Source organism: Pseudomonas putida, from assembly GCF_026625125.1.
Lineage (GTDB): Bacteria > Pseudomonadota > Gammaproteobacteria > Pseudomonadales > Pseudomonadaceae > Aquipseudomonas > Aquipseudomonas putida_X.
Map to the genome: position 1 here is coordinate 2,667,814 of NZ_CP113097.1, position 21,150 is coordinate 2,688,963.

General features: G+C 64.3%; 27 protein-coding genes. 14 read left to right on the top strand and 13 right to left on the bottom strand.

What is annotated here, in order from left to right:
• Genes OSW16_RS12295 through OSW16_RS12340 form a run of 10 tightly spaced genes read left to right on the top strand, consistent with a single transcriptional unit; the run spans position 1 to position 6,515 of the window.
• Complete coding sequence (locus OSW16_RS12295) at positions 1-543, top strand: PilN domain-containing protein (RefSeq protein ID WP_267823473.1); 543 nt, start codon at positions 1-3, stop codon at positions 541-543.
• Positions 530-1,093, top strand: a complete 564-nt coding sequence (gene pilO, locus OSW16_RS12300; protein WP_267823475.1) for a type 4a pilus biogenesis protein PilO — start codon at positions 530-532, stop codon at positions 1,091-1,093. The genes OSW16_RS12295 and pilO overlap by 14 nt, the downstream gene beginning before the upstream one ends.
• Complete coding sequence (locus OSW16_RS12305; protein ID WP_267823477.1) at positions 1,093-1,590, top strand: hypothetical protein; 498 nt, start codon at positions 1,093-1,095, stop codon at positions 1,588-1,590. The genes pilO and OSW16_RS12305 overlap by 1 nt, the downstream gene beginning before the upstream one ends.
• A complete protein-coding gene (locus OSW16_RS12310) occupies positions 1,587-3,464 on the top strand; it encodes a secretin N-terminal domain-containing protein (RefSeq protein ID WP_241805732.1) in 1,878 nt (625 codons plus the stop codon). The genes OSW16_RS12305 and OSW16_RS12310 overlap by 4 nt, the downstream gene beginning before the upstream one ends.
• Positions 3,461-3,934 carry a type II secretion system protein gene (locus tag OSW16_RS12315; RefSeq protein ID WP_241805731.1) on the top strand — a complete coding sequence of 158 codons (474 nt, stop codon included), beginning with the start codon at positions 3,461-3,463 and terminating at the stop codon, positions 3,932-3,934. Before OSW16_RS12310 ends, OSW16_RS12315 begins: the two co-directional genes overlap by 4 nt.
• 5 nt (positions 3,935-3,939) lie before the next feature.
• A complete protein-coding gene (locus OSW16_RS12320; protein ID WP_241805730.1) occupies positions 3,940-4,314 on the top strand; it encodes a type II secretion system protein in 375 nt (124 codons plus the stop codon).
• A complete protein-coding gene (locus OSW16_RS12325) occupies positions 4,289-4,816 on the top strand; it encodes a type II secretion system protein (RefSeq protein WP_267823480.1) in 528 nt (175 codons plus the stop codon). The genes OSW16_RS12320 and OSW16_RS12325 overlap by 26 nt, the downstream gene beginning before the upstream one ends.
• Positions 4,813-5,220, top strand: a complete 408-nt coding sequence (gene csgE, locus OSW16_RS12330; RefSeq protein WP_267823482.1) for a curli production assembly/transport protein CsgE — start codon at positions 4,813-4,815, stop codon at positions 5,218-5,220. The genes OSW16_RS12325 and csgE overlap by 4 nt, the downstream gene beginning before the upstream one ends.
• The gene (locus tag OSW16_RS12335; RefSeq protein ID WP_267823484.1) at positions 5,217-5,630 is read left to right on the top strand and encodes a curli assembly protein CsgF; all 414 of its coding nucleotides are present in this window, start codon (positions 5,217-5,219) and stop codon (positions 5,628-5,630) included. Before csgE ends, OSW16_RS12335 begins: the two co-directional genes overlap by 4 nt.
• Positions 5,631-5,663: 33 nt before the next feature.
• On the top strand, positions 5,664-6,515 hold the full coding sequence (locus OSW16_RS12340) for a CsgG/HfaB family protein (RefSeq protein ID WP_267823486.1): 852 nt from the start codon (positions 5,664-5,666) through the stop codon (positions 6,513-6,515).
• Between the two features lie 89 nt (positions 6,516-6,604).
• On the opposite strand, the gene OSW16_RS12345 is transcribed toward OSW16_RS12340, so the two are convergent.
• From OSW16_RS12345 to OSW16_RS12355, 3 genes are all read right to left on the bottom strand, one after another.
• Positions 6,605-7,327, bottom strand: a complete 723-nt coding sequence (locus OSW16_RS12345; protein WP_267823488.1) for a ribonuclease T2 family protein — start codon at positions 7,325-7,327, stop codon at positions 6,605-6,607.
• A gap of 113 nt (positions 7,328-7,440) precedes the next feature.
• Positions 7,441-8,085: a DNA oxidative demethylase AlkB gene (alkB, locus tag OSW16_RS12350; protein ID WP_267823490.1), complete on the bottom strand. Its 645-nt coding sequence runs from the start codon at positions 8,083-8,085 to the stop codon at positions 7,441-7,443.
• Positions 8,086-8,126: 41 nt separating this feature from the next.
• Positions 8,127-8,480: a cupin gene (locus tag OSW16_RS12355; protein ID WP_241805723.1), complete on the bottom strand. Its 354-nt coding sequence runs from the start codon at positions 8,478-8,480 to the stop codon at positions 8,127-8,129.
• Between the two features lie 117 nt (positions 8,481-8,597).
• Here OSW16_RS12355 and OSW16_RS12360 point away from each other — a divergent pair, with 117 nt between their 5' ends.
• Entirely contained in the window at positions 8,598-9,497 is a 900-nt protein-coding gene (locus OSW16_RS12360; RefSeq protein WP_267823493.1) for a LysR family transcriptional regulator, read from the top strand.
• Between the two features lie 113 nt (positions 9,498-9,610).
• On the top strand, positions 9,611-10,819 hold the full coding sequence (locus tag OSW16_RS12365) for an MFS transporter (RefSeq protein ID WP_267823495.1): 1,209 nt from the start codon (positions 9,611-9,613) through the stop codon (positions 10,817-10,819).
• A 3-nt stretch (positions 10,820-10,822) separates the two neighbouring features.
• Here OSW16_RS12365 and OSW16_RS12370 read toward each other — a convergent pair whose 3' ends face one another.
• The 4 genes from OSW16_RS12370 to OSW16_RS12385 all read right to left on the bottom strand — a co-directional run bounded on the left by OSW16_RS12370 (position 10,823) and on the right by OSW16_RS12385 (position 14,198).
• The gene (locus OSW16_RS12370) at positions 10,823-11,434 is read right to left on the bottom strand and encodes a LysE family translocator (protein WP_267823497.1); all 612 of its coding nucleotides are present in this window, start codon (positions 11,432-11,434) and stop codon (positions 10,823-10,825) included.
• 89 nt (positions 11,435-11,523) lie between these two features.
• Positions 11,524-12,375 carry a CAP domain-containing protein gene (locus tag OSW16_RS12375; protein ID WP_241805719.1) on the bottom strand — a complete coding sequence of 284 codons (852 nt, stop codon included), beginning with the start codon at positions 12,373-12,375 and terminating at the stop codon, positions 11,524-11,526.
• Between the two features lie 245 nt (positions 12,376-12,620).
• A complete protein-coding gene (locus OSW16_RS12380; RefSeq protein WP_267823499.1) occupies positions 12,621-13,232 on the bottom strand; it encodes a cell wall hydrolase in 612 nt (203 codons plus the stop codon).
• 48 nt (positions 13,233-13,280) lie between these two features.
• The gene (locus OSW16_RS12385) at positions 13,281-14,198 is read right to left on the bottom strand and encodes an AEC family transporter (protein WP_267823501.1); all 918 of its coding nucleotides are present in this window, start codon (positions 14,196-14,198) and stop codon (positions 13,281-13,283) included.
• Between the two features lie 200 nt (positions 14,199-14,398).
• Between OSW16_RS12385 and sodC the strand changes: the two genes are divergently transcribed.
• Positions 14,399-14,914 carry a superoxide dismutase [Cu-Zn] SodC gene (gene sodC / locus OSW16_RS12390; RefSeq protein WP_267823503.1) on the top strand — a complete coding sequence of 172 codons (516 nt, stop codon included), beginning with the start codon at positions 14,399-14,401 and terminating at the stop codon, positions 14,912-14,914.
• 99 nt (positions 14,915-15,013) lie between these two features.
• Here sodC and OSW16_RS12395 read toward each other — a convergent pair whose 3' ends face one another.
• The 5 genes from OSW16_RS12395 to OSW16_RS12415 all read right to left on the bottom strand — a co-directional run bounded on the left by OSW16_RS12395 (position 15,014) and on the right by OSW16_RS12415 (position 19,058).
• Entirely contained in the window at positions 15,014-15,850 is an 837-nt protein-coding gene (locus OSW16_RS12395; RefSeq protein WP_012314347.1) for a bifunctional allantoicase/(S)-ureidoglycine aminohydrolase, read from the bottom strand.
• Positions 15,851-16,026: 176 nt separating this feature from the next.
• Positions 16,027-16,698 (bottom strand): class I SAM-dependent methyltransferase, encoded by a 672-nt coding sequence (locus OSW16_RS12400; RefSeq protein WP_267823506.1) that lies wholly within the window; start codon positions 16,696-16,698, stop codon positions 16,027-16,029.
• A gap of 44 nt (positions 16,699-16,742) precedes the next feature.
• Positions 16,743-17,294, bottom strand: a complete 552-nt coding sequence (locus OSW16_RS12405; protein WP_267823508.1) for a YbhB/YbcL family Raf kinase inhibitor-like protein — start codon at positions 17,292-17,294, stop codon at positions 16,743-16,745.
• A 48-nt stretch (positions 17,295-17,342) separates the two neighbouring features.
• Positions 17,343-17,654, bottom strand: coding sequence for a hypothetical protein (locus OSW16_RS12410; protein WP_267823509.1), 312 nt, complete (start codon positions 17,652-17,654; stop codon positions 17,343-17,345).
• 111 nt (positions 17,655-17,765) lie between these two features.
• A complete protein-coding gene (locus tag OSW16_RS12415) occupies positions 17,766-19,058 on the bottom strand; it encodes an MFS transporter (RefSeq protein ID WP_267823511.1) in 1,293 nt (430 codons plus the stop codon).
• A gap of 438 nt (positions 19,059-19,496) precedes the next feature.
• Between OSW16_RS12415 and OSW16_RS12420 the strand changes: the two genes are divergently transcribed.
• A complete protein-coding gene (locus tag OSW16_RS12420; protein ID WP_241805710.1) occupies positions 19,497-20,372 on the top strand; it encodes an AEC family transporter in 876 nt (291 codons plus the stop codon).
• A gap of 35 nt (positions 20,373-20,407) precedes the next feature.
• Here the strand turns inward: OSW16_RS12420 and OSW16_RS12425 are convergent, their stop codons facing one another.
• The gene (locus tag OSW16_RS12425; RefSeq protein WP_267823513.1) at positions 20,408-21,040 is read right to left on the bottom strand and encodes a hypothetical protein; all 633 of its coding nucleotides are present in this window, start codon (positions 21,038-21,040) and stop codon (positions 20,408-20,410) included.
• Positions 21,041-21,150 lie beyond the last annotated feature (110 nt).

The window sequence follows — 21,150 nt, forward strand, 5'->3', positions numbered from 1 at the left end:
ATGCGCCGCCTCGACCTGGAATTCCAGCCCCGGCGCAGCAGCCCGCTGGCCTGGTCACTGCTGGCCTTGGGCGGCGCCGTGGTGGCCGTGCTGGTGCTGCTGCAACAGCACCTGCAAGCCGAGCAGGTCCACCTTGAGGCCCGGCTGCACAGCCTGGAGCTGCAACTGGGGCGCCGCTCGGCCACGGCCGCCCCGCAGAGCAGCGCCGCCAGCCGCGAGCAGGCCGAACGCCTGGCGCAGATGCGTAGCGTTTCCCAGCAACTGCAACGGCCCTGGCAGCAACTGTTCGCCATGCTTGAAGCGCAACCCCAGGCGGACGTGGCCCTGCTCAGCCTGACCCCTGATGCCCGCAAGGGCCAGGTCCGCATTGCCGCCGAGGCCCGTAACCTGGAAGCGATGCTGCAATACCACCACCGCCTGGAGCAGAGCACCGAGCTCAGCGATGTCTCGCTGCTCAACCATGAGGTGGTGGCGGGCCAACCCGAGCACCCGGTGCGCTTCACCCTGACTGCCACCTGGGAGACCGGCCATGCGCGCCCCTGACTCGATAAGCCCCCTGATCCTGCAGGAGCAGCTGCGCCGTATCGGCCCGGTCGGCCTGGCCGGCGCCGTAGTGGCCGTGCTGGCAGTCGCCCTGGCGCTGGCCGGGGTGCTGCCGCAGTGGCAGGCCCTGCGCGAGCTGCGCGCCAGCGAGGCCGATGCCAGCGCCCAGGTCGAACGGGTGCGGCGCGGCGAGCTGAAAATCGCCGTCAAGCCAGAGCAACAGGCGCTGGACAGCCTGCGTCAGCGACTGCCAGGGCAACCTGAAGCCAGCGAACTGATCGAGCGCCTGTACCGCCTGGCCAGCGCCGAACGCATCAGCCTGGCCCGTGGTGAGTACGCCCTGGGTATCGACCCCAAGACCCAGCTGGCGCGCTACCAGATCGTCCTGCCGGTACGCGGCAGCTACCCGCAGATCCGCGGTTTCGTGCGCGGCCTGCTGGGCCAGTTGCCGACCCTGGTGCTCGAAGACATGGAGCTGCAGCGCAAGCGCATTGGCGACAGTGAGCTCAATGGCCGCCTGCGCATGACCCTTTACCTGTCGAGGTCGTGATGAACACTCAGCGTGCAGTGGTGTGGGTGGGGTTTCTGGGGCTTGCCGGTGCCTTGGCCTGGGCGCCGGGGCACTGGTTCGGCGAGGACAGCGAGGTGGCCCTGAACGCTGGCAAGCAGGCGCCCACACAAACGGTTGCCGAGGGGGCGAGCGTACCAGCGACCAAGCCACAACAGGCCACCCGTGACCTGTTCCCGCGCCAGCAGTGGACCAAACCCAAGGCCGTGACCACTGTTACCGAAAAACCTGTGGTCGCCACCGCGGTGGTCGCCGCTGCCCCTGCAGCGCCGGCGCTGCCGTTCCAGTTCGTCGGCCGCCTGGGTGATCGCGACGACCTGCAGATCTTCTTGCGCAGCGGCGAAAAGCTCTACGTCGTGCGCCAGGGCGATGTGATTGACGACACCTACCGCCTCGATCGGGTCTCGGCCAATGAGCTGGGCCTGGTCTACCTGCCTTTGCACCAGTCACAGACATTGTCTGTCGGGAGCGCACCATGAAGCCATCGAAGTTGTGCAAGCCTGCTCCGTTCATGCTGCTGGCGCTCTGCGTGGCCATTGCCGGCTGCGGGTCGAGCGCGGTGCGCAAAGACAGCCAGGCGCTGATGAAAGAAGGCCAGTACGAGGCCGGTATCGCTCGCCTGGAAGAGGCGCTGCGCGACGACCCACGCGACACCGAACTGAACATCGCCTTGGCCCAAGGCCGCCAGCAAGCGGTCGAGGCGCTGCTGAGCCAGGCCGACAGCGACCGCATGCGCCACGACTTTGCGAGTGCGCGCCTGGGTTACGGCCGCGTGCTCACCTTGGAACCGAACAACCGCCGCGCCCAGGAGGGCATCCGCCAGCTGGAACTGATGCGCACCCTCGATGACCGCGTTGCGCTGGGCCAGGCTGCGCTGCGCCAGGGCGACCTGTTCGGCGCCGAGCGCTACATGCGTGAAGTCCTGCGCCTGGACCCGCAAAACCAGAAGGGCATCATGCTGCGCAGCGATATCGAGAACGTCCAGGCGCGTACGGCGCAGCCTTTCCCGCAACTGCGCAGCAAGCTGGAACGGCCGGTGACCCTGGAGTTTCGTGACGCCGAGCTGAAGATCATTTTCGAAGTGCTGTCCCAGGTGGCCGGCATCAACTTCATCTTCGACAAGGACCTGCGCCCGGACATGAAGGCCACCATTTTCGTGCGCGAGGTGCGTATCGAGGATGCCATCGCCCTGTTGCTGGAGCAGAACCAGCTGCGCCAGAAGATCGTCAACGACAACACCTTGCTGGTCTACCCCGACTCGCCGCAGAAGACCAAGGACTACCAGGAACTGGTCATGCGCACCTTCTACCTGACCAGCATCGATGCCAATACCGCCCTGAACATGGTCAAGACCATGCTCAAGACCCGCGATGTATTCGTTGACGAGCGCCTCAATACCCTGACCATGCGCGACACCCCCGACGCCGTGCGCATGGCCGAGAAACTGCTGCAGTCGCAGGACCAGTCCAACCCCGAGGTGGTGCTGGAAGTGGAGGTGATGGAGGTGGCCCGCTCGCGCATCCTCGACCTTGGCCTGCAATGGCCCAATACCTTCGGGGTGCTCAGCGATGAGGGCAACCCGGTGAGCGTGCTGGACCAGTTGCGCGGCATCAACTCCGGGCGTATCAGCATCTCGCCGGCGCCCCAGGCCAAGATCAACGCCCAGGACAAGGACATCAACACCCTGGCCAGCCCGGTGATCCGCGTCAGCAACCGCGAGCAGGCGCGCATCCACATCGGCCAGCGTGTGCCGATCATCAGCGCCACCTCGGTCCCTTCCACCCAAGGGCCGGTGATCACCGAAAGCGTCACCTACCTGGATGTCGGCCTGAAGCTTGAAGTGCAGCCTACCGTGCACCTGAACAACGAGGTGGCGATCAAGGTGGCGCTGGAGGTCAGCAACGCCACCCCGCTGGAGCCTACCCGCCAGGGCACCATCCCGGTCCAGGTCGACACCCGCAATGCCCAGACCAGCCTGCGCCTGCACGACGGCGAAACCCAGGTGCTGGCGGGGCTGGTGCGCAACGACAAGACCTCCAGCGGCAACAAGATCCCCGGGCTGGGCGATATCCCTGGCCTGGGCCGGCTGTTCGGCAGCAACCGCGATGACATGAGCAAGTCCGAACTGGTACTGGCGATCACCCCGCGGATCGTGCGCAACCTGCCTTACCAGAGCCCCTCGGACATGGAGTTCGCCACCGGTACCGAATCGAGCATGCAGGTGCGCCAACTGGCCCAGCCGTTGCCGGCCGGCGCGCTGCCGGCCGATGAGCCGGGCCAAGCGCCTGGCGATGCACCGGTTGTCGACAGCCAGATGGCGGTGGTGCCTGCCAGCAAGGGCCCACGGCCATGAAACGCCGCGTGCAAGGCTTCAGCCTGATCGAGGTGGTGCTGACCCTGGCATTGCTCGGGCTGCTCGCCAGCATGGCGGCACCGCTGACCGAAACCGTGGTGCGCCGCACCAAGGAGCAACAATTGCGTCAGGCGCTGTACCAGATCCGCGATGCCATCGATGCCTACAAGCGTGCCTTCGACGCAGGTTTCATCGAGAAAGGCCTGGACGCCAGTGGCTACCCGCCAAACCTGCAGGTATTGGTCGACGGGGTGCGCGATGTGCGCAGCGCCAAGGGCAACAAGTTCTACTTCCTGCGGCGCATCCCGCACGACCCGCTGGTGGCGGCAAAGGACGATGACGGCGGTGGCTGGGGCGTGCGCGCCTATGACAGCGGGCCGGACGACCCACGGGAAGGCGAAGACGTTTACGACGTGTACTCCAAGGCCCGCGGCAAAGGCCTCAACAACATCCCCTACGGGCAATGGTGACGGCCATGAAGCGCAGCCGAGGTTTCACGCTGATCGAACTGCTGGTGGTGATGGCAATCATCGCCACGCTGATGACCATTGCCATGCCGCGTTACTTCAACAGCCTGGAAAGCTCCCGTGAAGCTGCCCTGCGCCAGAGCCTGGCGGTACTGCGTGAGGCGTTGGACCACTACTACGGCGACACCGGTCGCTACCCGGACTCGCTGGAGCAACTGGTCGAGCAGCGCTACCTGCGCAACACCCCGGTCGACCCGATCACCGAACGCGGTGATGCCTGGCAACTGCTGCCGCCGCCTGAAGGCGTGGCCGGTGGCGTGGCCGACATCAAGAGCGGTGCAACAGGGAGGGCACGTGATGGCAGCCACTTCGCTGAATGGTAAGGCCTGCGAAGGCTTCACCTACCTGGGTGTATTGCTGCTGATCGCAGCCAGCAGTGTGGCCCTGGCGTCCAGCGGCACGCTGTGGGCCAGCGCGGCGCAGCGCGAAAAGGAGCGCCAGTTGCTGTGGGTGGGGGGCCAGTATGCCCAGGCCCTGCGCAGCTACTACCGCGCTTCGCCAGGCCTGGCGCAGTACCCGCAGGCGCTGGCCGAACTGGTGGAGGACAACCGTTTCCCCGAGCCGAAACGGCACATCCGCCGGCTGTACCCGGACCCGGTCACCGGCAGTGATGAATGGGGGCTGCTGCGTTCGATCGACGGGCGCATCACGGGTGTGCACAGCCGCTCCGACGCCCCTGCGTTCAAACGCAGTGGGTTCGACACTCAATGGTCGGGCTTCGAAGGCCTCGAGCGCTACAGCGACTGGCAGTTCGTCGCCGAGCAGGCCTTCAGCCAAAGCGCCACTGACGCACAAACCCACAGCAGCCCGGGGGGCACGCCATGAAACGCCTGAACGTGTTTTGCCTGAGCCTTGGCCTGCTGTTGGCCGCCGGGGTGCCCAATGTGGTGCGGGCCAATGCCGAAGACGAGATGAAGGGTTTCATCGTCGATAACACCATCTCGCACATCGGGCACGACTTTTACTGCTACTTCGCCGACCGCCTGCGCGCCACCAGCCGCCTGGATTTCAACCTGGTGGTGCGCGAACGCCCGGATGCCCGCTGGGGCAGCCTGATCACGGTGGAGTTCGAGCGCGACGTGCTGTACCGCCGCTTTCTGCCACCCAACGTCACCCAATTGAAAGAAGAGGCCGTCGCGGCCGCCGACCTGGTCAAGCAGGAGGTCATTCAGCGCAAGCTGCAACGCCTGCTCCAGGACACCACTGATCTGGAGAGGGACGAGCTATGAACACGCGTATTCCGCACTGCATCGCCGCCTGTTTCGTGGCCTGCGCCGTTACCGCCCAGGCCACTGAACTGGTGTATACCCCGGTCAACCCGGCGTTCGGCGGCAACCCGCTCAACGGCACCTGGCTGCTGAACAACGCCCAGGCGCAGAACGACTATGACGACCCCGACCTCAAGGACCGCACCTCCGCTTTTGGCGGCACCTCGGCCCTGGAGCGCTTCAGCAACCAGCTGGAGTCGCGGATGTTGTCGCAGCTGCTGGACAACATCAGCAATGGCCAGACCGGCAGCATGGCCACCGATGCCTTCCTGATCGATGTGATCGATGACTCCGGTGCCCTGAGCATCAAAGTCACCGACCGCGTCACAGGCGAAATTTCGATCATTGAGGTCAGCGGCCTGAACCCCTGAGAGGGAAGGGTTGTTATCTGGGGAGAGAACACCATGAAACGTCTGCTGAGCACTTTGCTGATCCTCGCCGCCCTGCAAGGCCTCCAAGGTTGCAGCCTGCGCGAGCCGATGTCGGCTGAACAGGACGCGGAGAGCCCGACCCTGACCCCGCGCGCTTCGACCTACTATGACCTGATCAACATGCCACGCCCCAAGGGCCGGCTGATGGCAGTGGTGTATGGCTTCCGTGACCAGACGGGGCAATACAAGCCGACCCCGGCCAGCTCGTTCTCCACCAGCGTCACCCAAGGGGCGGCGAGCATGCTGATGGATGCCCTCAATGCCAGTGGCTGGTTCGTGGTGCTGGAGCGTGAAGGCCTGCAGAACCTGCTGACCGAACGCAAGATCATCCGCGCCTCGCAGAAAAAGGCCGACGTACCGGAGAACATCCAGACCGAGCTGCCGCCGTTGCAAGCGGCCAATCTGATGCTCGAAGGCGGCATCATCGCTTATGACACCAATGTGCGCAGCGGCGGGGAAGGGGCGCGCTACCTGGGCATCGATATCTCCCGCGAGTACCGTGTCGATCAGGTTACGGTCAACCTGCGGGCGGTGGACGTGCGCACCGGGCAGGTACTGGCCAACGTGATGACCAGCAAGACCATCTACTCGGTGGGGCGTAGCGCTGGGGTGTTCAAGTTCATCGAGTTCAAGAAACTGCTCGAGGCAGAAGTGGGCTACACCACCAACGAACCGGCGCAGTTGTGCGTGCTGTCAGCTATCGAGTCGGCGGTAGGGCATTTGCTGGCACAAGGCATCGAGCGGCGCTTGTGGCAGGTGGCAGGGGATGCAGGGGAGGGCAAGGCTGAGGTGGACAAGTACCTGAGCCAGTCTCAGCCGAAATGACCATGCACACGGGCCCGACCTTCACAGGTACAGCGCCACGAGCGCGCTGTACCTTGGGATTGCCTTCTTTGCCCACCTGACCCCTGGCTTCAGGACGCAGGCTTGGCACCCGCCGGGATCCAGGTTTGCTTCGCTTGACATTGAACGCCGATCTGCAGGTTTTTTTCTTCCGTGTATGGGGTGCCGTTGTCGTCGACCAGGTAGAACACCTCGTGCAGGTACTGTTTGCCCTGCGGATCCTGGTAGCATCTGAACGCCGTGTTCTCAGGGAAGGCCTCGCGAATCTTCGAGAACGCGGTAGCGTTCCCCACCATCGCATTGAAGGCTTCATTGTCAAAACGCACGACTTTTCTCAAGTCGACGAAGTCCTGAAAGTACGCCTGCATACCCTTGCCTGAGCAGGTACCGTGTTTTCGCCACTCATGCGCGAACATGCCCATCGGCTCGCGGGTAACGATGTCCCGCAGGGCTTTGTTGGCAAGCACTGCATTCATGTCATCGGCGCTCATTGCACAGGCCTCGCCGTCGGTGCAGTCAGGGGACTGGGTGCAGTATTGGGGGTGACGGTTGGTGAGTTTGCCGATGCTTTCGCTGTAGGGCCATATACCGTGGGTGAGAAAGCGTTGCGGTGCCCGTTCACACCCTTCTGTCGAGGGCCGCATGATGCAGAACGTGGGTTGCCAGGTGACGGAGTAGACCAGGTACTTGGAGGGCGGTGCATCGACATAGGCCTCTTCATTGCGATCCAGCGCCATGACGCGGGTTGCCCCGACGAGGGTCAGCAGTAGCAGGGTGGTTGTCATCACACGCATGGGTTCGCTCCCTTGAACCAGGCCGCCCGGGGAGTGGCGGCGTCAGCACAATTAACCGGGAGCAGGACGGCGCGCGTCTACTGGCAGAAATGTCGGGTGGCTTTTTGACTGCATCACCCCGCCTTACGCAACGTCAGGTTGATCCGCCGCTCGCCCATCCGCGGATGCACGCCCGGCTTGATCGGCAATACCCCATGGAAGCGCAAGCGGTCCTCACCGCCCCAGACCAGCACATCGCCATGGCTCAACGCTATGCGGCTGGTCTTGTCCGAACGCTGGAAACCACCCAGCAGGAACACTGCCGGCAAGCCCAGCGATACCGACACGATTGGCTGGCCGAAGTCCGCTTCATCGCGATCCTGGTGCAGGCTCAGACGGGTGCCGGGCAGGTAGTGGTTGACCAGGCAGGCATCAGGCACGAACCCGTCGAAGCCTGCCGCGGCCGCAGCGCGCCCGGCCAGTTGAAGCAGCGCTTCAGGCAGGGCTGGCCAAGGCGCGCCGCTGACGGGGTCGGTCGGGCTGTATCGGTAACCCTGGGCGTCGCTGACCCAACCCAGGGAACCGCAGTTGGTCAACGCCACCGCCATGTGCAGCCCGCCGGGCGTACGCATGTGCCGGAAGGGGGCTGCGCGAAGCACCGGGCGCAGGGCGTCGAGCAACTGCTCGACGTGCGCAAGGGCAAAGCCGGGCAGCAGCACGGTGTGGCTGGCCAAGCGTTGTGGCTGGGGGCCGAACAGGTCGAGATCGGACTGGATCATGGTCGTGACGTCGAGGGATGTGTGTGGCCATTCTAACGCGCTCAGCAGGCCGGCCAGGGTTTTTCACTGCTATGGAACACGGCCAGCCACACGGTATGCGTGCCTTTGGCGGTCCATTCCACGCGATGGCGGCAATGGGCCGGGATGTCCAGGCAATCTCCCGGCCCCAGCAACCGTGTGTAGGCTTCGTGCTCGAGACGCAGGCCGGCGCTGCCGCTCAATAGCACGATCCATTCGCCTTCGGGCTGGTCGTACCAGAACCCGGGTGGGCTGCACTGGCCGCTGGAAACGATACGTTCGATGCGCAGGCCCGGGCGTTTCAGCAGATCATCGACCCATTCCGGTGCGCCAGGGTCACACGGCGGGAGGTGGGTCAGGACGTTGGCAGGTGTCATGGCAGATCTCGCTGTAGGGGAGGTGTTGCACTATGGACTGGATCGAAATGCGGCGCGCTTCTTGACCAGCTATCTCGAATGTAAGACTTTTCTGAGACAAAACGCCAAAGGACTCATATGGACAAGCTTCTGGCAATGAAGATGTTCGCTGCCACTGTCGACGCCCAGGGCTTTTCCGCGGCAGCGCGCCAGCTTGGCGTTGCCACTTCGTCGGTCACCCGGCTGGTCGATGCACTGGAGTCGGCGCTGGGGGCCACCTTGCTCAACCGCTCCACGCGCCAGGTCACCCTGACTGAAGCAGGTGCCCGTTACTACGCCCGTGCACGTGAAATCTTCGACGCGCTGGATGAAGCCGATGCCAGTGTCGCCGACCGGGGCGAGGAACCGGTGGGCGTGCTGCGCTTGTGCCTGCCGGTTGAGTTCGGCCGCCGGGTGATTGCCCCACACCTGGGGCAGTTTCTGGCGCGCCATCGCGCTCTGGAGCTGGACATCGACATGAGTGACCGGGTCGATGACCTGCTGGGTGGCCGTTACGACGTGTCCATCAGGCTTGGCGACCCTGCGCCCAGCGATGAACTGGTGTGCCGGCAACTGGGCCGCTTCGAGCGCTGGCTGGTAGCAAGCCCTGACTATCTGGCCGGTCGCCAGCCCTTGCAGCACCCCGGTGAGTTGCTCGAGCACGCCTGCCTGCGCTTCAGCTATGGGCAGGTGGTGCGGCCTTGGCGCTTGCGGCTGGGCGATGAGGTGCTGGAGCTGGATGTCAGGGGCCCACTGCGCAGCGCCAACGCGGATCTGCTGCGTGAAGCTGCGCTGGCCGGCAGCGGCATCGCGCTGCTGGCTGACTGGCTGGTGCGCGAAGATGTCGCGGCCGGGCGCCTGCAACGTCTGTTCGATACCTGGCAGGTCAGCCCAGGCACCGCCAACGCCAGCATCAATGCCTTGTACCTGCCCAACCACCGCGGTTCGCGACGCGTGCAGGCCTTCGTCAGGTTCTGCGAAGCGCTGCTGGTGCCCTGAAGCACTGGCGTTGCGCAGGGTGCAAAGCCCCGTTGCGCCCAGGCCCGATTCTCCTGCCGGGGATCTACCGCTAAGGTGCCCTGCATATTCCAACTGATGCCGAGGAACCTCGCATGAATCCCTCCCTAGCCGCTGCGCAGGCTACAGCTCCAGTACTGAGTCGTGGCCTGATCACCCTGCTGGCGTTCTGCTGCGGTGCTATCGTCGCCAATATCTATTACGCCCAGCCGATTGTCGGTTTGATTGCCCCGGACCTTGGGCTGTCGGCAGAGCGCGCCAGCCTGATCGTCTCATTGACCCAGTTGGGTTATGCGCTGGGCTTGCTGCTGCTGGTACCGCTGGCCGATCTCGTCGAAAACCGCCGGCTGATGATCTTCACCGCCGCGCTCGCTTGCGCCAGCCTGGTGTTGGCAGGGACCAGCAGCGCTGGCCAGGGGCTGTTGTTCCTGGGGTACGCGCTGCTGATCGGTTTCAGTTCGGTCGCCGTGCAGATGCTCATTCCGTTGGCAGCGCACCTGGCACCGGAGCAGCAGCGCGGGCGTGTGGTCGGCAACATCATGGGCGGCCTGTTGCTGGGCATCCTGCTGGCGCGGCCGCTGTCGAGCCTGGTGGCTGACCATTTCGGCTGGCGCATGGTGTTCATCGGTGCTGCGGGCCTGATGCTGGCGATCATCTTGCTATTGGTGCTGACCCTGCCGCGCCGGGTACCCGACCACAAGGCCAGCTACGCGGCACTGATGCGCTCGTTGAGCGCACTGCTGCGACAGTACCCGGTGTTGCGCCAGCGCTCGCTGTACCAAGCGTTGATGTTCGCGGCGTTCAGCCTTTACTGGACGGCGGTTCCGCTGTTCCTGGTGGCAGAGCATGGCCTTTCGCAAAGCCAGATCGCGCTGTTTGCGCTGGTGGGTGCAGTCGGGGCCATTGCCGCGCCACTGGCCGGGCGCCTGGCTGATGCCGGCCATGCCCGCGCCGCTTCACTGCTGGCCTTGGTGTTGGCGCCTGTGGCGTTGCTGCTGGGGTTGACCGCACCGGGCTATAGCGTCATCGGCCTGGCAACGACCGGGGTACTGCTGGATTTTGCCGTGCAGATGAACATGGTCATCGGCCAGCGCGAGGTCTACGCGCTGGACCCGGCCAGCCGTGGGCGGCTCAATGCGCTGTACATGACGAGCATTTTCCTCGGCGGTGCATTGGGTTCGGCAGCGGCCAGCGCGGTGTTTGCCGATTATGGCTGGCAGGGTGTGGCAGTGTTGGGAGCTGCGTTACCGGGCCTGGCGTTGCTGGTGTTCCTTCTGGTGGAACGCCGCGAACCTGCCCGTTGAGCCCTAGCGGCCCAGCGGCAGTGCCACCCCGATCAACGCGAACATACCCCCACAGCAGCGATTGAAACCCTTGCCACCTCTGGCCAGCCAGGGCCTGATACGAAACGCCAACCGCGCCAGCAGGTACTCGACCATGAATTCCACGCTGGCGAAGGTGGCGGCCATGATCAGGAACTGCATGAGCAAGCCGCGCTGGGGGTCGATGAACTGCGGCAGGAACGCGCCGTAGAACAGCAGTACCTTGGGGTTGGCCATGGCCGACAGCAGGCCTTGGCGGAACAGCCCGGCATTGCTCAACTGCGCGGCTCGCGCGTCCATCTCAAGGTGCAAGGCCGGGCTGCGCCAGAGCGCGATCCCCAACCACACCAGGTAGGCGCCACCGACCCACTTCAACACCGTCAGCAGCGCCGCTGACGTTTGCAGCAGGGCCGTCAGCCCGAACATGGCCAGGGCGATCAGCGCACTGAAGCCGAACACGCCGCCAACGATGGTGAACAAGGTGCGGTGAGCGCCATACAGCGCGCCATGGGTCAGTGCCAGCAAGCTGTTCGGCCCTGGGGTCAGCGACAGGCCGATGCTTGCCAGCAGGTAAATGAGCCAGGTATCAAGAGCCATGTCATGCGCCTTTTTCTTATCGGTGTGTTCAGCTGTTCAGTCCAGCGACCGTTCGCCAGCCGCAACGCGTAGGTGCTGCGTAACGGGGCTCACTGCGGTGTGCCGAACAACCCCGTCCAATAGATGCCCGCATCGCTTTTCGGGTCCACGGCATAGGCGGCCCCCATTTCGCGGAAGTCCGGGTTCATCAGGGTTGCGCAATGCCCGGGGCTGGCCAACCAGCCATCCACCACCTTCTGCGCCGAGTCGCGCCCGGCTGCGATGTTCTCACCAATCTGCTGGTACAGGTAGCCGGCCAGTTCAGCGCGGTCACCTGGGGTGCGGCCGTCGCGGTCGATGTGGTCGAAGAAATTCTGGTTGGCCATGGCCCTGGTATGGTTGGCCGCCACCCCCGCCAGCACAGTGCTCCAGCCAAGCGCGGGTGCCGGGGCAAAAGGTTGGCCGCCGCATTGCCGGGGTGCCTTGCGCGCAGTGTTGATCGCCTGCAGGACTTTTTGCCCCTCAGCCTGCCAGTCGCCCAGGCGCCCGCTGAGCAATGGGCGCGCCAGTACGATGCGCCAGTCACGGCCTTCCTGGCTGACGCCGATGTCGACGAACTGTGGGTCGAGCACCACCTGGCAGAAGCTTTCCTGGATGGCATGCATGGCGGCGCGCGCATCGCGCGGGCCGGACAGGCTGATGGCCTGAACGTTGACCATGGGGTAGGCCGCGCGGGTCATGGCCTGCTGGAGGTCGCGCGTACCTTCGGGCGACAGCGCCAGGCGGGTATCGCTGTTCAACGGCGGCAGCTCAAGCGATGCTTCATCGCCGCAGGGTTGGGCCTGGCTGCGGTAGGCATTGATCGAATCGATCAGTTGCGCTTCTTCGCCGTTGGCAGCCAGGCTCGAAGTCGAAACGGCCAGGCTTAACGACAAGGCGGCAACGGATGACAGGACGCGCATGTGGATCTCCCTGTGGCTGGCAGCGTCTTGGTGTGCGCTGCTCATCCTACACAAGCCCAAGGCTTTTGGCCCGGTGTCGTGCAAAGCAATGAAAACACCAGCAATGGCTTGCAGGCGGCAAAAGAGGTGGTAGACCGCGGGCCGCCGTAAAAGTGCGATGAGTTGCCACGCATTGTCGGGGCTTGAGTTTGACTGCACGGCGTGGGTAAACGTTCGTTGGCGTCAGGGCGCGACGATCACCCGGCTCAGCGTGCCAACGCCTGGTTGGGTTTGTAGAACAAGAAGCGCCCTGTCTGGGCGGTCCTGCGGTAGGCCTTGGCCCAGTCGGGGTGCACGGTGCGGTCGTGGAAGTACAGCGCGCCGCCGGTGGTGTCCTTGAGCTGCTGGTTGAGCGCCTTGCGCGCGATCTCTTTGGCGATGTCGTAGCGTTGCGGCTCCTCGACCTGGTCGGCGCGCCCGTCACACCACCAGGAAAACTGGCAGGACTTGCTCTCCACCCCTTGCTTGACCACACCGCAGATGGTGTCGGGGAAACCGTCCTTGCCCAGGCGGTTGAGCACCACGCTGGCCACAGCGCTCATGTCCTGTTCATCGGCACCTTTGGCTTCCCAGTAGATCGTGCGTGCCAGGCAGGTGATGCTGTCGTCCAGCGGTGCCTGGCCTGCGGGGTCGACTGCCTTGACCTCACTGGGCGTCAGGGTTTCGGCTTTTTTCGGTGCAGGCGCATCTTCGACCACCTTCTCTTCAAGCACCTCGGCTTTGTCCTCGGCAACGGTGGCCTTGGCAGTGTCAGCAGCATTCAATGGGCCTGCGAGCAGGGCTGAGGTGAAGCCGATTACCATCCACGATAGGCGCATGGTGCAGGTTCCGAAGTGTGTGCTGATCCTCAGTCTAGCCAAGCGTATTCAATTGAGCGAAAGCATTAACACCAAAGGCAGGGTTACCGCGGCGGCTACGGTCTGCAAGGCGATGATGGTCGCCATCAACGGCGCGTTGCCGCCCATTTGCCGCGCCATGACATAGGACGACGATGCTGTAGGCAATGCCTGGAACAACACCGCCACCACCGCCGCCTGGCCACTCAGGCCGAGCAGGCGGCACAGGCCCCAGGTGGTCAGCGGCATGACCAGGAACTTGAAGGTCGACGCCGCCAGCAGCGGGCGCACCTGTTGGCCGACGCTGGCGCCGCCCAGTGCCGCGCCTACACACAAAAGGCCCAGGGGCAGGGCGGCCTGGCCCAGCGCCTTGATCGTTGGCTCGATGCCCGCGGGTAGCCCCAGCCCCGTGACGCGCAGCAGCAGCCCGCCGGCACAGCCAACGATCAGCGGGTTGGCGAAGATCGCCCGCAGCACGGTGGCCGGGGAGCTGTGGCGTGCGCTGAAGCGGGCGAACACCAGCACGCAGAGCAGGTTCACCAACGGCACGATGGCGGCATTGGCCACCGCTGCCAGGGCAATGCCTGCACTGCCGTAGAGCCCGGCGGCCAGGGTAGCGCCAATATAGTTGTTGAACCGCACTCCACCCTGAAACACCGAGGTGAAGTCTGCGCCATCGTGGTTCACCGCACCTTGATACAGCACCAGCAGCGCGGCGCCGAGCAAGGTGGAGAGCATCAGCACACCGACCATGCCCAGCACTGGCACACCCTCGAGGTTGGCGGTCGCCAGGCCATGAAGGAACAGCGATGGCAGCAGCACGAAGTAGCTCAGGCGTTCGGCACCAGGCCAGAAGGTTTCGGCAAGAAAACCGCGTACGCGCAGGAATGTGCCCAGGGCGATCAGCAGGATGATGGGAACCAGCGTGGTCAGCAGGAGGTGGAGCATGGGCGGGATCCGTGGCCGGGTAACGGCCACAGGTTAGCGTGGCTGGCGGGTTGGATGAAACGCTTGTTTCGGCTCTGAAGGATGCGCTGATGGGTTTGGGTGGAAGTATTTCATTCTGTGGCCGGATTGAATGCCTGCCAACCTGTGCAGTCCCACCTGTTAGGTGGGTAACCGTTCACCTCAAACCATGGAGATACATCATGAAAGCAGTGGTATTCAGTGCCTTGCTGGCCACGGCCGGCCTGGCCCAGGCTGCGCAGACCGTGGAACTGCAACTGGCCACCCCGGATGGCCCAGGAAAAGCGATCGGCACCGTCAGCATCGAACAGAGCAAGTACGGCGCCGTGCTCACCCCAGACCTCAAAGACTTGCCACCGGGTATCCATGGCTTCCACCTGCACCAGAAGCCTTCATGCGCACCTGCCGAGGAAAATGGCAAGCCTGTGCCTGCAGGTGCAGCGGGCGGCCACTGGGATCCGGACTCGACCAATGCACACAAGGGCCCTTACGACGACAGTGGCCACCGCGGTGACCTGCCGGCGCTGTATGTGGGCGCAGATGGCAAGGCCACCTACCCGGTACTGGCCCCACGCCTGAAGGCGTCGGACTTCAAAGGGCACGCGCTGATGGTGCATGCCGGGGGCGATAACCACAGCGACCACCCCGAGAAGCTTGGTGGCGGTGGTGCGCGGGTGGCTTGCGGGGTGGTTCAGTAGGCTGCCTTAAGCGTGCAGGGCGACGTCGGCAGGCCTTAACCCAGTGTGCTGCAAACACAAAGCCCGCCAGATAGCGGGCTTTGCGACAGCCTCGAGGGCTTAACGCTGCGGGTTCAGGGTCAGGTGCACGTGACGGTTGACGTCTTTGTACAGCAGGTAGCTGAACTTGCCTGGGCCGCCGGCATAGCAGGCTTGCGGGCAGAATGCACGCAGCCACATGAAGTCGCCGGCTTCCACTTCGACCCAGTCTTGGTTCAAGCGGTACACCGCCTTGCCTTCCAGCACGTACAGGCCATGTTCCATGACGTGGGTTTCAGCGAACGGAATCACGCCGCCGGGCTGGAAGGTGACGATGTTGACGTGCATGTCGTGGCGCATGTCGGCCATGTCGACGAAGCGGGTAGTGACCCAGCGGCCTTCGGTACCCGGCATTTCGATGACAGTGGCGTTGTCGCGGTGGGTGACGAACGACTCAGGGATGTCCAGGCCTTCGACCTTCTGGTAGTGCTTGCGCAGCCAGTGGAAGGTGACGTTGGATTTGCTGTTGTTGCGCAGGCTCCACTCGGCGCCTGGGGCAAGGAACGCGTAACCGCCCTGGCCCAGGGTGTGATGCTTGCCTTCGACGGTGATGTCGATTTCGCCTTCGACGACGAATACCACGGCTTCGGCGTTAGGGTCCAGCTCTGGGCGCTCGCTGCCGCCTTCGGGGGCCACTTCGACGATGTACTGGGCGAAGGTTTCGGCGAAGCCGGTGAGTGGGCGTGCGATGACCCACATGCGCATCTTGTCCCAGAACGGCAGGTGGCTGGTGACGATGTCACGCATCACACCTTTAGGGATCACGGCGTAGGCTTCGGTGAACATGGCACGGTCAGTCAACAGCTCGGTTTGAGCCGGGTGCCCACCGTGGGGGGCGAAGTAGGAGTGATTCGACATGAACGATCTCGACTTGTTGTTCTCTCCCCATGCCTTGGACCACACCGGCCGGTGCGTGCAGGGGATGCATGGACAGCATAGGGGCCAGCGCTGCACATCCACAAATTAAATGTTGGAATGCGCAGTATTTGATTGCTGAATGGCAGCCTGCTTCGCTGGGCGTGCCTGGTCCAGAGTCAACCCGCCCGATCAGCCACCAGTAACAATGACTGCGGCGCTGTGCTTTGTGGGTGTTGCGGCTCTTGTAAGCTCACCACCCTGAAACCTGCCATGTCCAACGCGTTCAACCAACTGGCCAGGGTGCGGAAATACCACGGCATGGGTTGCCACTTCCCGGCTACCCCGGCAAACGACTCTTCACGCCAGCCATCCTGGTAATCCCCGTGCGCCTGACTCCAGGGGTGCAGTGTCTGGATCACCAGCGCGCCGCCAGGGGCCAACAGCGCGTTGATCGCCACCAGCAGCGGGATGATGTCCTGATGCAACAAGGCGAAGTTGCTGCAGATCAGGTCATAACCCCTACCGATCTGGACCGCGCCATCGCACAGTTGCTGGTAGCTGGCCAGGTGCACCTTCGGCGAGCCTGCTTTGCGTGCTGCCTCAACCAGCGCGGCGTCGCCATCCACCCCGGTGGCATCGATGCCGCGGTCGGCCAAGGCGCGCAGCAGCCACCCCTCACCACACCCCAGGTCCAGAACGCGCTCAGGCTGGCGGCCCAGTATCGCGAACAGCATGGCTTGATCGGTGACTTGCCGCCGGCTTTCGATAGCCCCGCTGCGCACGGCTTCGATCCAGCGCTGGGCGTTTTGCTGCCAGCTAAGGCGCAGCGCTGCTTCAGGTGAGGGCATGGTGGCCTCCGGGGTTGCCTGCGACAACGCCGGTACGCTCAAACTCAATGTCCATACTTGCCAACCAGGCTCTGCGCACCTAATGCATGCCCTTGCAGCAACTCCATCAGGCCATTGCGATCCAGCCCCTCGGGCAAGATGCCGATGGGTATGTCCGTGGCTATCAGGGTCAAGGCATAGTGGTGCGGGTTGTCCCCGGCTGGTGGGCACGGCCCGCGGTAGGTGAGGGTGCCGCGCGAATTACGGCCCACGGTCACACCCTTGGTGGTCAAGGCGTACTTGCCTTCTTTGAGGCTACCCAGCTCAGGGTCGATGTTATAAGCGACCCAATGCACCACCCCGATACCCTTGGCGCCGTCCGGGTCGAACATCACCAAAGCCAGCGAGCGCGTGCCAGCAGGCAAATTCATCCAGCTTAACTGCGGGGTACGCTCCTCGCCCGCGCCGCAGGCCGGGTCGGGCCCGACCTGCTGCAGGGCGATGACGCCCCCATCGGTGAACGACGATGAGCTGATCGACAGCGCACCGGAGTCGCTGCCCGCAGCCAGGGCGGTGCAGGGCAGCAGCGCGGCGAGCAGCCAGGGTTTGAGGTTCATGGCGATTCCTTGGCAAGGCGACTCGCCGCAGTGTAGCCCAGGCTGCCGTCAGCGGCTGTCCTGGTCCTCGGCAGTGCCGCCGGTATGCCCAGCGCCAGACCCCGTCGCTTCGCCAGTGCTGTTGGAGCCGCCTGCGGCGCCATCGGCGGCATCGCCGCCAGTGTTGGCGCTGTCGTTGTCCCGGCTGCTGCCGGGGCTGTTGACGCTGCTGCCTTCACCGGCAGTCTTGCCGCCTTGCTGGTCGGTTTTCGGGTAGGCGTCGGTGTTGGTATTGGAGGTGTCAGAAGCGGCGAAACTGGTAGCCGAGCCAAGGCCCAGGGCGAGCGTGAAGAGCAGGGGGAGGGGGCGAATGCGGATCATGGCGAATCTCCTGTGCGGATGATCTGTCATTCGTTTGGCTGGCCAATGATGGCCGGGTGCCCTTGGGGCGACGGGCGGTCACCCTGCGGGCCGCCCGGCAGCCCCCTGGCTTCAGTGGGCGTTGACGCCTGGGGCCGGAGCCTCTGTTGGCTCCAGCGGCGGGTGCTCCTGCGCCGCCTGCTTCAGGTCTTCGGTCACGCGCAATTCTGCGCCAGTCGGCGAGAACGTGGTCGAGGCGGTGAACGGTGCCGGGTGCTCCGCCGCTGGGCGTTTGCCGCGGCGCCAGAGGAAAAAGCACACCATACCCAGGTTGACCACGGCAAAGGCCCAGAACAGCCCCGCCTCGCCAAACTCGGTCATCGCCGGCGAAATCGCCAGCGGGGCCATGGCCGACCCCAGCGAGTTGATCAGCAGCAGGCCCTGGATCATCGGCACCAGTGCATCGGACGGGGCCCGGTCGGCCGCATGGCTGACCGCAACCGGGTACAGCGCGAACACCCCACCACCGAGCAGGAACAGCATCACCGGCAGTAGCGGTGACTGCGAGGGCAGGAACACGGTGATCAGCGACAGCACCACGCACAGCGCTGCCAGGGCGATCAGCACATCCTGGCGGTCCTTGCGGTCGGACCAGCGCCCCACCGGATACTGCAACAGCATGGCGCCCAGGATCACCCAGGCCATCATGTTGCCGACTTCGCCCACGTCCAGGCCGATGCGCTGCAGGTACAGCGGCAGCAAGGCGTAGATCCCGGCGATGGCCACGCCCGAACCGAAGCAACCGACCAGCCCGGACGGCGCCACACCCAGCAACTGGCGTGGCTTCAACGGTTCGACCTGGTCCAGCAGCGGCGATACCCGCGGCAGGATCACGATCGGCAGCACCGACAATGCGGCCAGCATGCCGGCCAGCATGAACGGTGCGCTGTCACCCAGGTGCGTGATTTCGCCCAAACCGGCCTGGGCAATCACCCCGGCGCCGTAGAAGGCAATCATGTACAGCGCCAGCAACCGGCCGCGGATCTTCGCGTCGCCCGCCAGCAGCAGCCAGCTCTCGATCACCAGGAACACGCCGACTGCAGCCCAGCCGTTGATCAGGCGCAGGATCGACCACCAGGTGGTGTCGTAGAAAAGGCCCTGCAGCAGGATGGTCGCGGCGATCAGCGCGGCGAAGCTAGAGTAGGCGCGGATATGGCCGATGCGCAGGATCAGCCGGTCGTTGAAGATTGCGCCCAGGGTCAGGCCCAGGAAGTAGCTCGACGAAACGATACCGATCATCGTTGCCGATTCACCGGCAGCGCCAAGGCGCAGGGTAGTCAGGGAAGACATGAAACCGTTGCCCAGGGCAATGATGAACAGCCCGAGCAGGGGCGCCAGCGCCATGGCCAGCAAACGCGCAGACATACAAACCTCAAGTTGGAGTGGCGGTGAGAGAGCGCCTTTTCGAACGCGCACGCCAAACAGGCCCAATGAGGGCCGCGAGGTTGCACGGGTGTGCCTGGGCTGGATGCGACCTGGGCAAGACTCAACCGCTGGCAGCATGAAGCGCTGGGCCGGGCGGGGTCGGTTGAGCCTATTTCACATGACGGGCATGTGGTCAGGCACGGACTCTGTCGTTGCTGCCGGTTGCCACCGTTCAAGGCGACGGGCGAAAAGGAGGCGCGATTCTACGGCCTGCGCACGATTTACCCAAGGGGCCAGGGGCTGCGACGCGACGCCGCAGGTCGGAAGGGGGCCGTTTTCAGCCTTACCCGGTATTCAAGAGAGCAGCAAATCAGCCGCAGGGCCTTGACGCCTGCTGCATAATGTCGCCCTGCACCCTTTCCAAGGAAGGCTTACCCCATGCTCGCTTCACTGTTCGCCGTTCTGGCCCCGGTCTTCATCGTCGCCGGCATCGGCTACGCCTGGGCCCGCAAGGGCCTGGATTACCCCACCGCATTCGTCGCGCGCATGGTCATGACCGTGGGCACGCCTTCGCTGGTGCTGTCGACCCTCAGCCGTACCGAACTGGACCCGGCAGCTTTCACCAGCATGGCAATGGCCTGCCTGCTGTGCACCCTGGCGATGGCGGTGGGCGGCTGGCTGGTGTGCCGCGCCTCGGGCCATCACTGGCGCGTGCTGGTGCCGGCGTTCATGTTCCCCAACACCGGCAACATGGGCCTGCCCATCAGCCTGTATGCCTTCGGTGAGCATGGGCTGGCGTTGGCGGTAGCGTTCTTCCTTACCCTGTCGATCGTGCAGTTCACGCTGGGCATGGCCATCTCCGGTACGGCAGCCTCGTTCAAGGCGCTGCTGCGCAACCCCATCGTCATCAGCCTGGCTGGGGCCATGCCGATCATCTTCCTGGACTTCGAACTGCCGCGCTGGCTGGCCAATACGGCAGACCTGCTCGGTGGCATGTCGATTCCGCTGATGCTGCTGACCCTGGGCGTATCGCTGGCGAGCATCCGCGCGCAGCACATCGCCAGCGGCCTGGTGCTGGGCGGCGTGCGCATCGTGCTGGGGGCGGGTGTGGGTTGGGCAGTGGGCATGGCGCTGGGGCTGGAGCAGATGGAGCGGGCGGTGCTGATGCTGCAGTCGGCCATGCCGGTGGCGGTCTTCAACTACTTGATGGCGGTGCGCGCCAACCGTGAGCCGGAGCAGGTGGCCAACCTGGTGATGTGCTCGACCGTGTTGTCGTTTGCCTGGTTACCGCTGGTGCTGGCCTGGTGGCTTTGACTCGACCGGCCCCGCGAAGGGGCCGGTAGTCACCCTCACTTATCGAACAAGCGCTCGTGCACCCAGCCCTTGTCGGTCAGCACCATCGCTGTTGTTTCCTTGACCGGCGCCTGGTTGGTGGCCACGGCCTCATGCAGCGTGGGAATGTTCGCTTGCACTTCGTCGTCCGCCGCCCAGGCCGGCAGGCCGGTGATCTTGTAGGCGTAGGTGACATTGGAAATCGTCTGGCCCATCACCTCACCCGGTTCGGTGAAGCGCTCGATCGCAGTGACCTGCGCCTTGCCGAAACACAACCCACCGCGGGTTTTGCCGTTGAGCGTTTTCTGCGCGTCAGCCTTGTAGTACTTGCGGCCTTCATCGGTAAGGTCGTAGGCGTAATAGATGTCGGTGCGTGCTGGCTGCCACAGGCGTTCCGGCACTTCAGTGCGGGAAATTTCCTTCTCGCTGACCACGCCGACTTGCGCCAGCGCGTGCAGCGCCTTGTTGGTGCCGGTGGTGTCGAAATCCTGGGTCTTGGCGGGGAAAGAAGTGACTACGAAGCAGTGGGGGTACTGGGTGTCGAGGTAGGCTTGCGCGGCGTTCTGGAAATGGGTTTCGCGGGTGTCCGTGGTGTCCGAGCAGCCAGCCACAGTGGCCAGCAGCGCCAGCGGTACGAGCTTCCTGTACATGATCAAGCGTCCTTGGATGGCGAAGATAAAACCGGTGGGTCAGAATTAGAACCCACGGGCTAGAGCGGCGCAATCGTGGCAAGACGGCATCTCGACGTAGTTCTCAGATT

Excerpts from the sequence above, each read along its gene's own strand:
- OSW16_RS12370 (WP_267823497.1), bottom strand. The coding sequence starts at position 11,434 with ATGGCTCTTGATACCTGGCTCATTTACCTGCTGGCAAGCATCGGCCTG.
- OSW16_RS12315 (WP_241805731.1), top strand. The coding sequence starts at position 3,461 with ATGAAACGCCGCGTGCAAGGCTTCAGCCTGATCGAGGTGGTGCTGACC.
- pilO (WP_267823475.1), top strand. The coding sequence starts at position 530 with ATGCGCGCCCCTGACTCGATAAGCCCCCTGATCCTGCAGGAGCAGCTG.
- OSW16_RS12400 (WP_267823506.1), bottom strand. The coding sequence starts at position 16,698 with ATGCCCTCACCTGAAGCAGCGCTGCGCCTTAGCTGGCAGCAAAACGCC.
- OSW16_RS12410 (WP_267823509.1), bottom strand. The coding sequence starts at position 17,654 with ATGATCCGCATTCGCCCCCTCCCCCTGCTCTTCACGCTCGCCCTGGGC.
- OSW16_RS12365 (WP_267823495.1), top strand. The coding sequence starts at position 9,611 with ATGAATCCCTCCCTAGCCGCTGCGCAGGCTACAGCTCCAGTACTGAGT.
- OSW16_RS12415 (WP_267823511.1), bottom strand. The coding sequence starts at position 19,058 with ATGTCTGCGCGTTTGCTGGCCATGGCGCTGGCGCCCCTGCTCGGGCTG.
- OSW16_RS12320 (WP_241805730.1), top strand. The coding sequence starts at position 3,940 with ATGAAGCGCAGCCGAGGTTTCACGCTGATCGAACTGCTGGTGGTGATG.
- OSW16_RS12345 (WP_267823488.1), bottom strand. The coding sequence starts at position 7,327 with ATGCGTGTGATGACAACCACCCTGCTACTGCTGACCCTCGTCGGGGCA.
- OSW16_RS12310 (WP_241805732.1), top strand. The coding sequence starts at position 1,587 with ATGAAGCCATCGAAGTTGTGCAAGCCTGCTCCGTTCATGCTGCTGGCG.
- OSW16_RS12395 (WP_012314347.1), bottom strand. The coding sequence starts at position 15,850 with ATGTCGAATCACTCCTACTTCGCCCCCCACGGTGGGCACCCGGCTCAA.
- sodC (WP_267823503.1), top strand. The coding sequence starts at position 14,399 with ATGAAAGCAGTGGTATTCAGTGCCTTGCTGGCCACGGCCGGCCTGGCC.
- alkB (WP_267823490.1), bottom strand. The coding sequence starts at position 8,085 with ATGATCCAGTCCGATCTCGACCTGTTCGGCCCCCAGCCACAACGCTTG.
- OSW16_RS12340 (WP_267823486.1), top strand. The coding sequence starts at position 5,664 with ATGAAACGTCTGCTGAGCACTTTGCTGATCCTCGCCGCCCTGCAAGGC.
- OSW16_RS12420 (WP_241805710.1), top strand. The coding sequence starts at position 19,497 with ATGCTCGCTTCACTGTTCGCCGTTCTGGCCCCGGTCTTCATCGTCGCC.
- OSW16_RS12335 (WP_267823484.1), top strand. The coding sequence starts at position 5,217 with ATGAACACGCGTATTCCGCACTGCATCGCCGCCTGTTTCGTGGCCTGC.
- OSW16_RS12305 (WP_267823477.1), top strand. The coding sequence starts at position 1,093 with ATGAACACTCAGCGTGCAGTGGTGTGGGTGGGGTTTCTGGGGCTTGCC.
- OSW16_RS12405 (WP_267823508.1), bottom strand. The coding sequence starts at position 17,294 with ATGAACCTCAAACCCTGGCTGCTCGCCGCGCTGCTGCCCTGCACCGCC.
- csgE (WP_267823482.1), top strand. The coding sequence starts at position 4,813 with ATGAAACGCCTGAACGTGTTTTGCCTGAGCCTTGGCCTGCTGTTGGCC.
- OSW16_RS12380 (WP_267823499.1), bottom strand. The coding sequence starts at position 13,232 with ATGCGCCTATCGTGGATGGTAATCGGCTTCACCTCAGCCCTGCTCGCA.
- OSW16_RS12355 (WP_241805723.1), bottom strand. The coding sequence starts at position 8,480 with ATGACACCTGCCAACGTCCTGACCCACCTCCCGCCGTGTGACCCTGGC.
- OSW16_RS12295 (WP_267823473.1), top strand. The coding sequence starts at position 1 with ATGCGCCGCCTCGACCTGGAATTCCAGCCCCGGCGCAGCAGCCCGCTG.
- OSW16_RS12425 (WP_267823513.1), bottom strand. The coding sequence starts at position 21,040 with ATGTACAGGAAGCTCGTACCGCTGGCGCTGCTGGCCACTGTGGCTGGC.
- OSW16_RS12385 (WP_267823501.1), bottom strand. The coding sequence starts at position 14,198 with ATGCTCCACCTCCTGCTGACCACGCTGGTTCCCATCATCCTGCTGATC.
- OSW16_RS12325 (WP_267823480.1), top strand. The coding sequence starts at position 4,289 with ATGGCAGCCACTTCGCTGAATGGTAAGGCCTGCGAAGGCTTCACCTAC.
- OSW16_RS12375 (WP_241805719.1), bottom strand. The coding sequence starts at position 12,375 with ATGCGCGTCCTGTCATCCGTTGCCGCCTTGTCGTTAAGCCTGGCCGTT.
- OSW16_RS12360 (WP_267823493.1), top strand. The coding sequence starts at position 8,598 with ATGGACAAGCTTCTGGCAATGAAGATGTTCGCTGCCACTGTCGACGCC.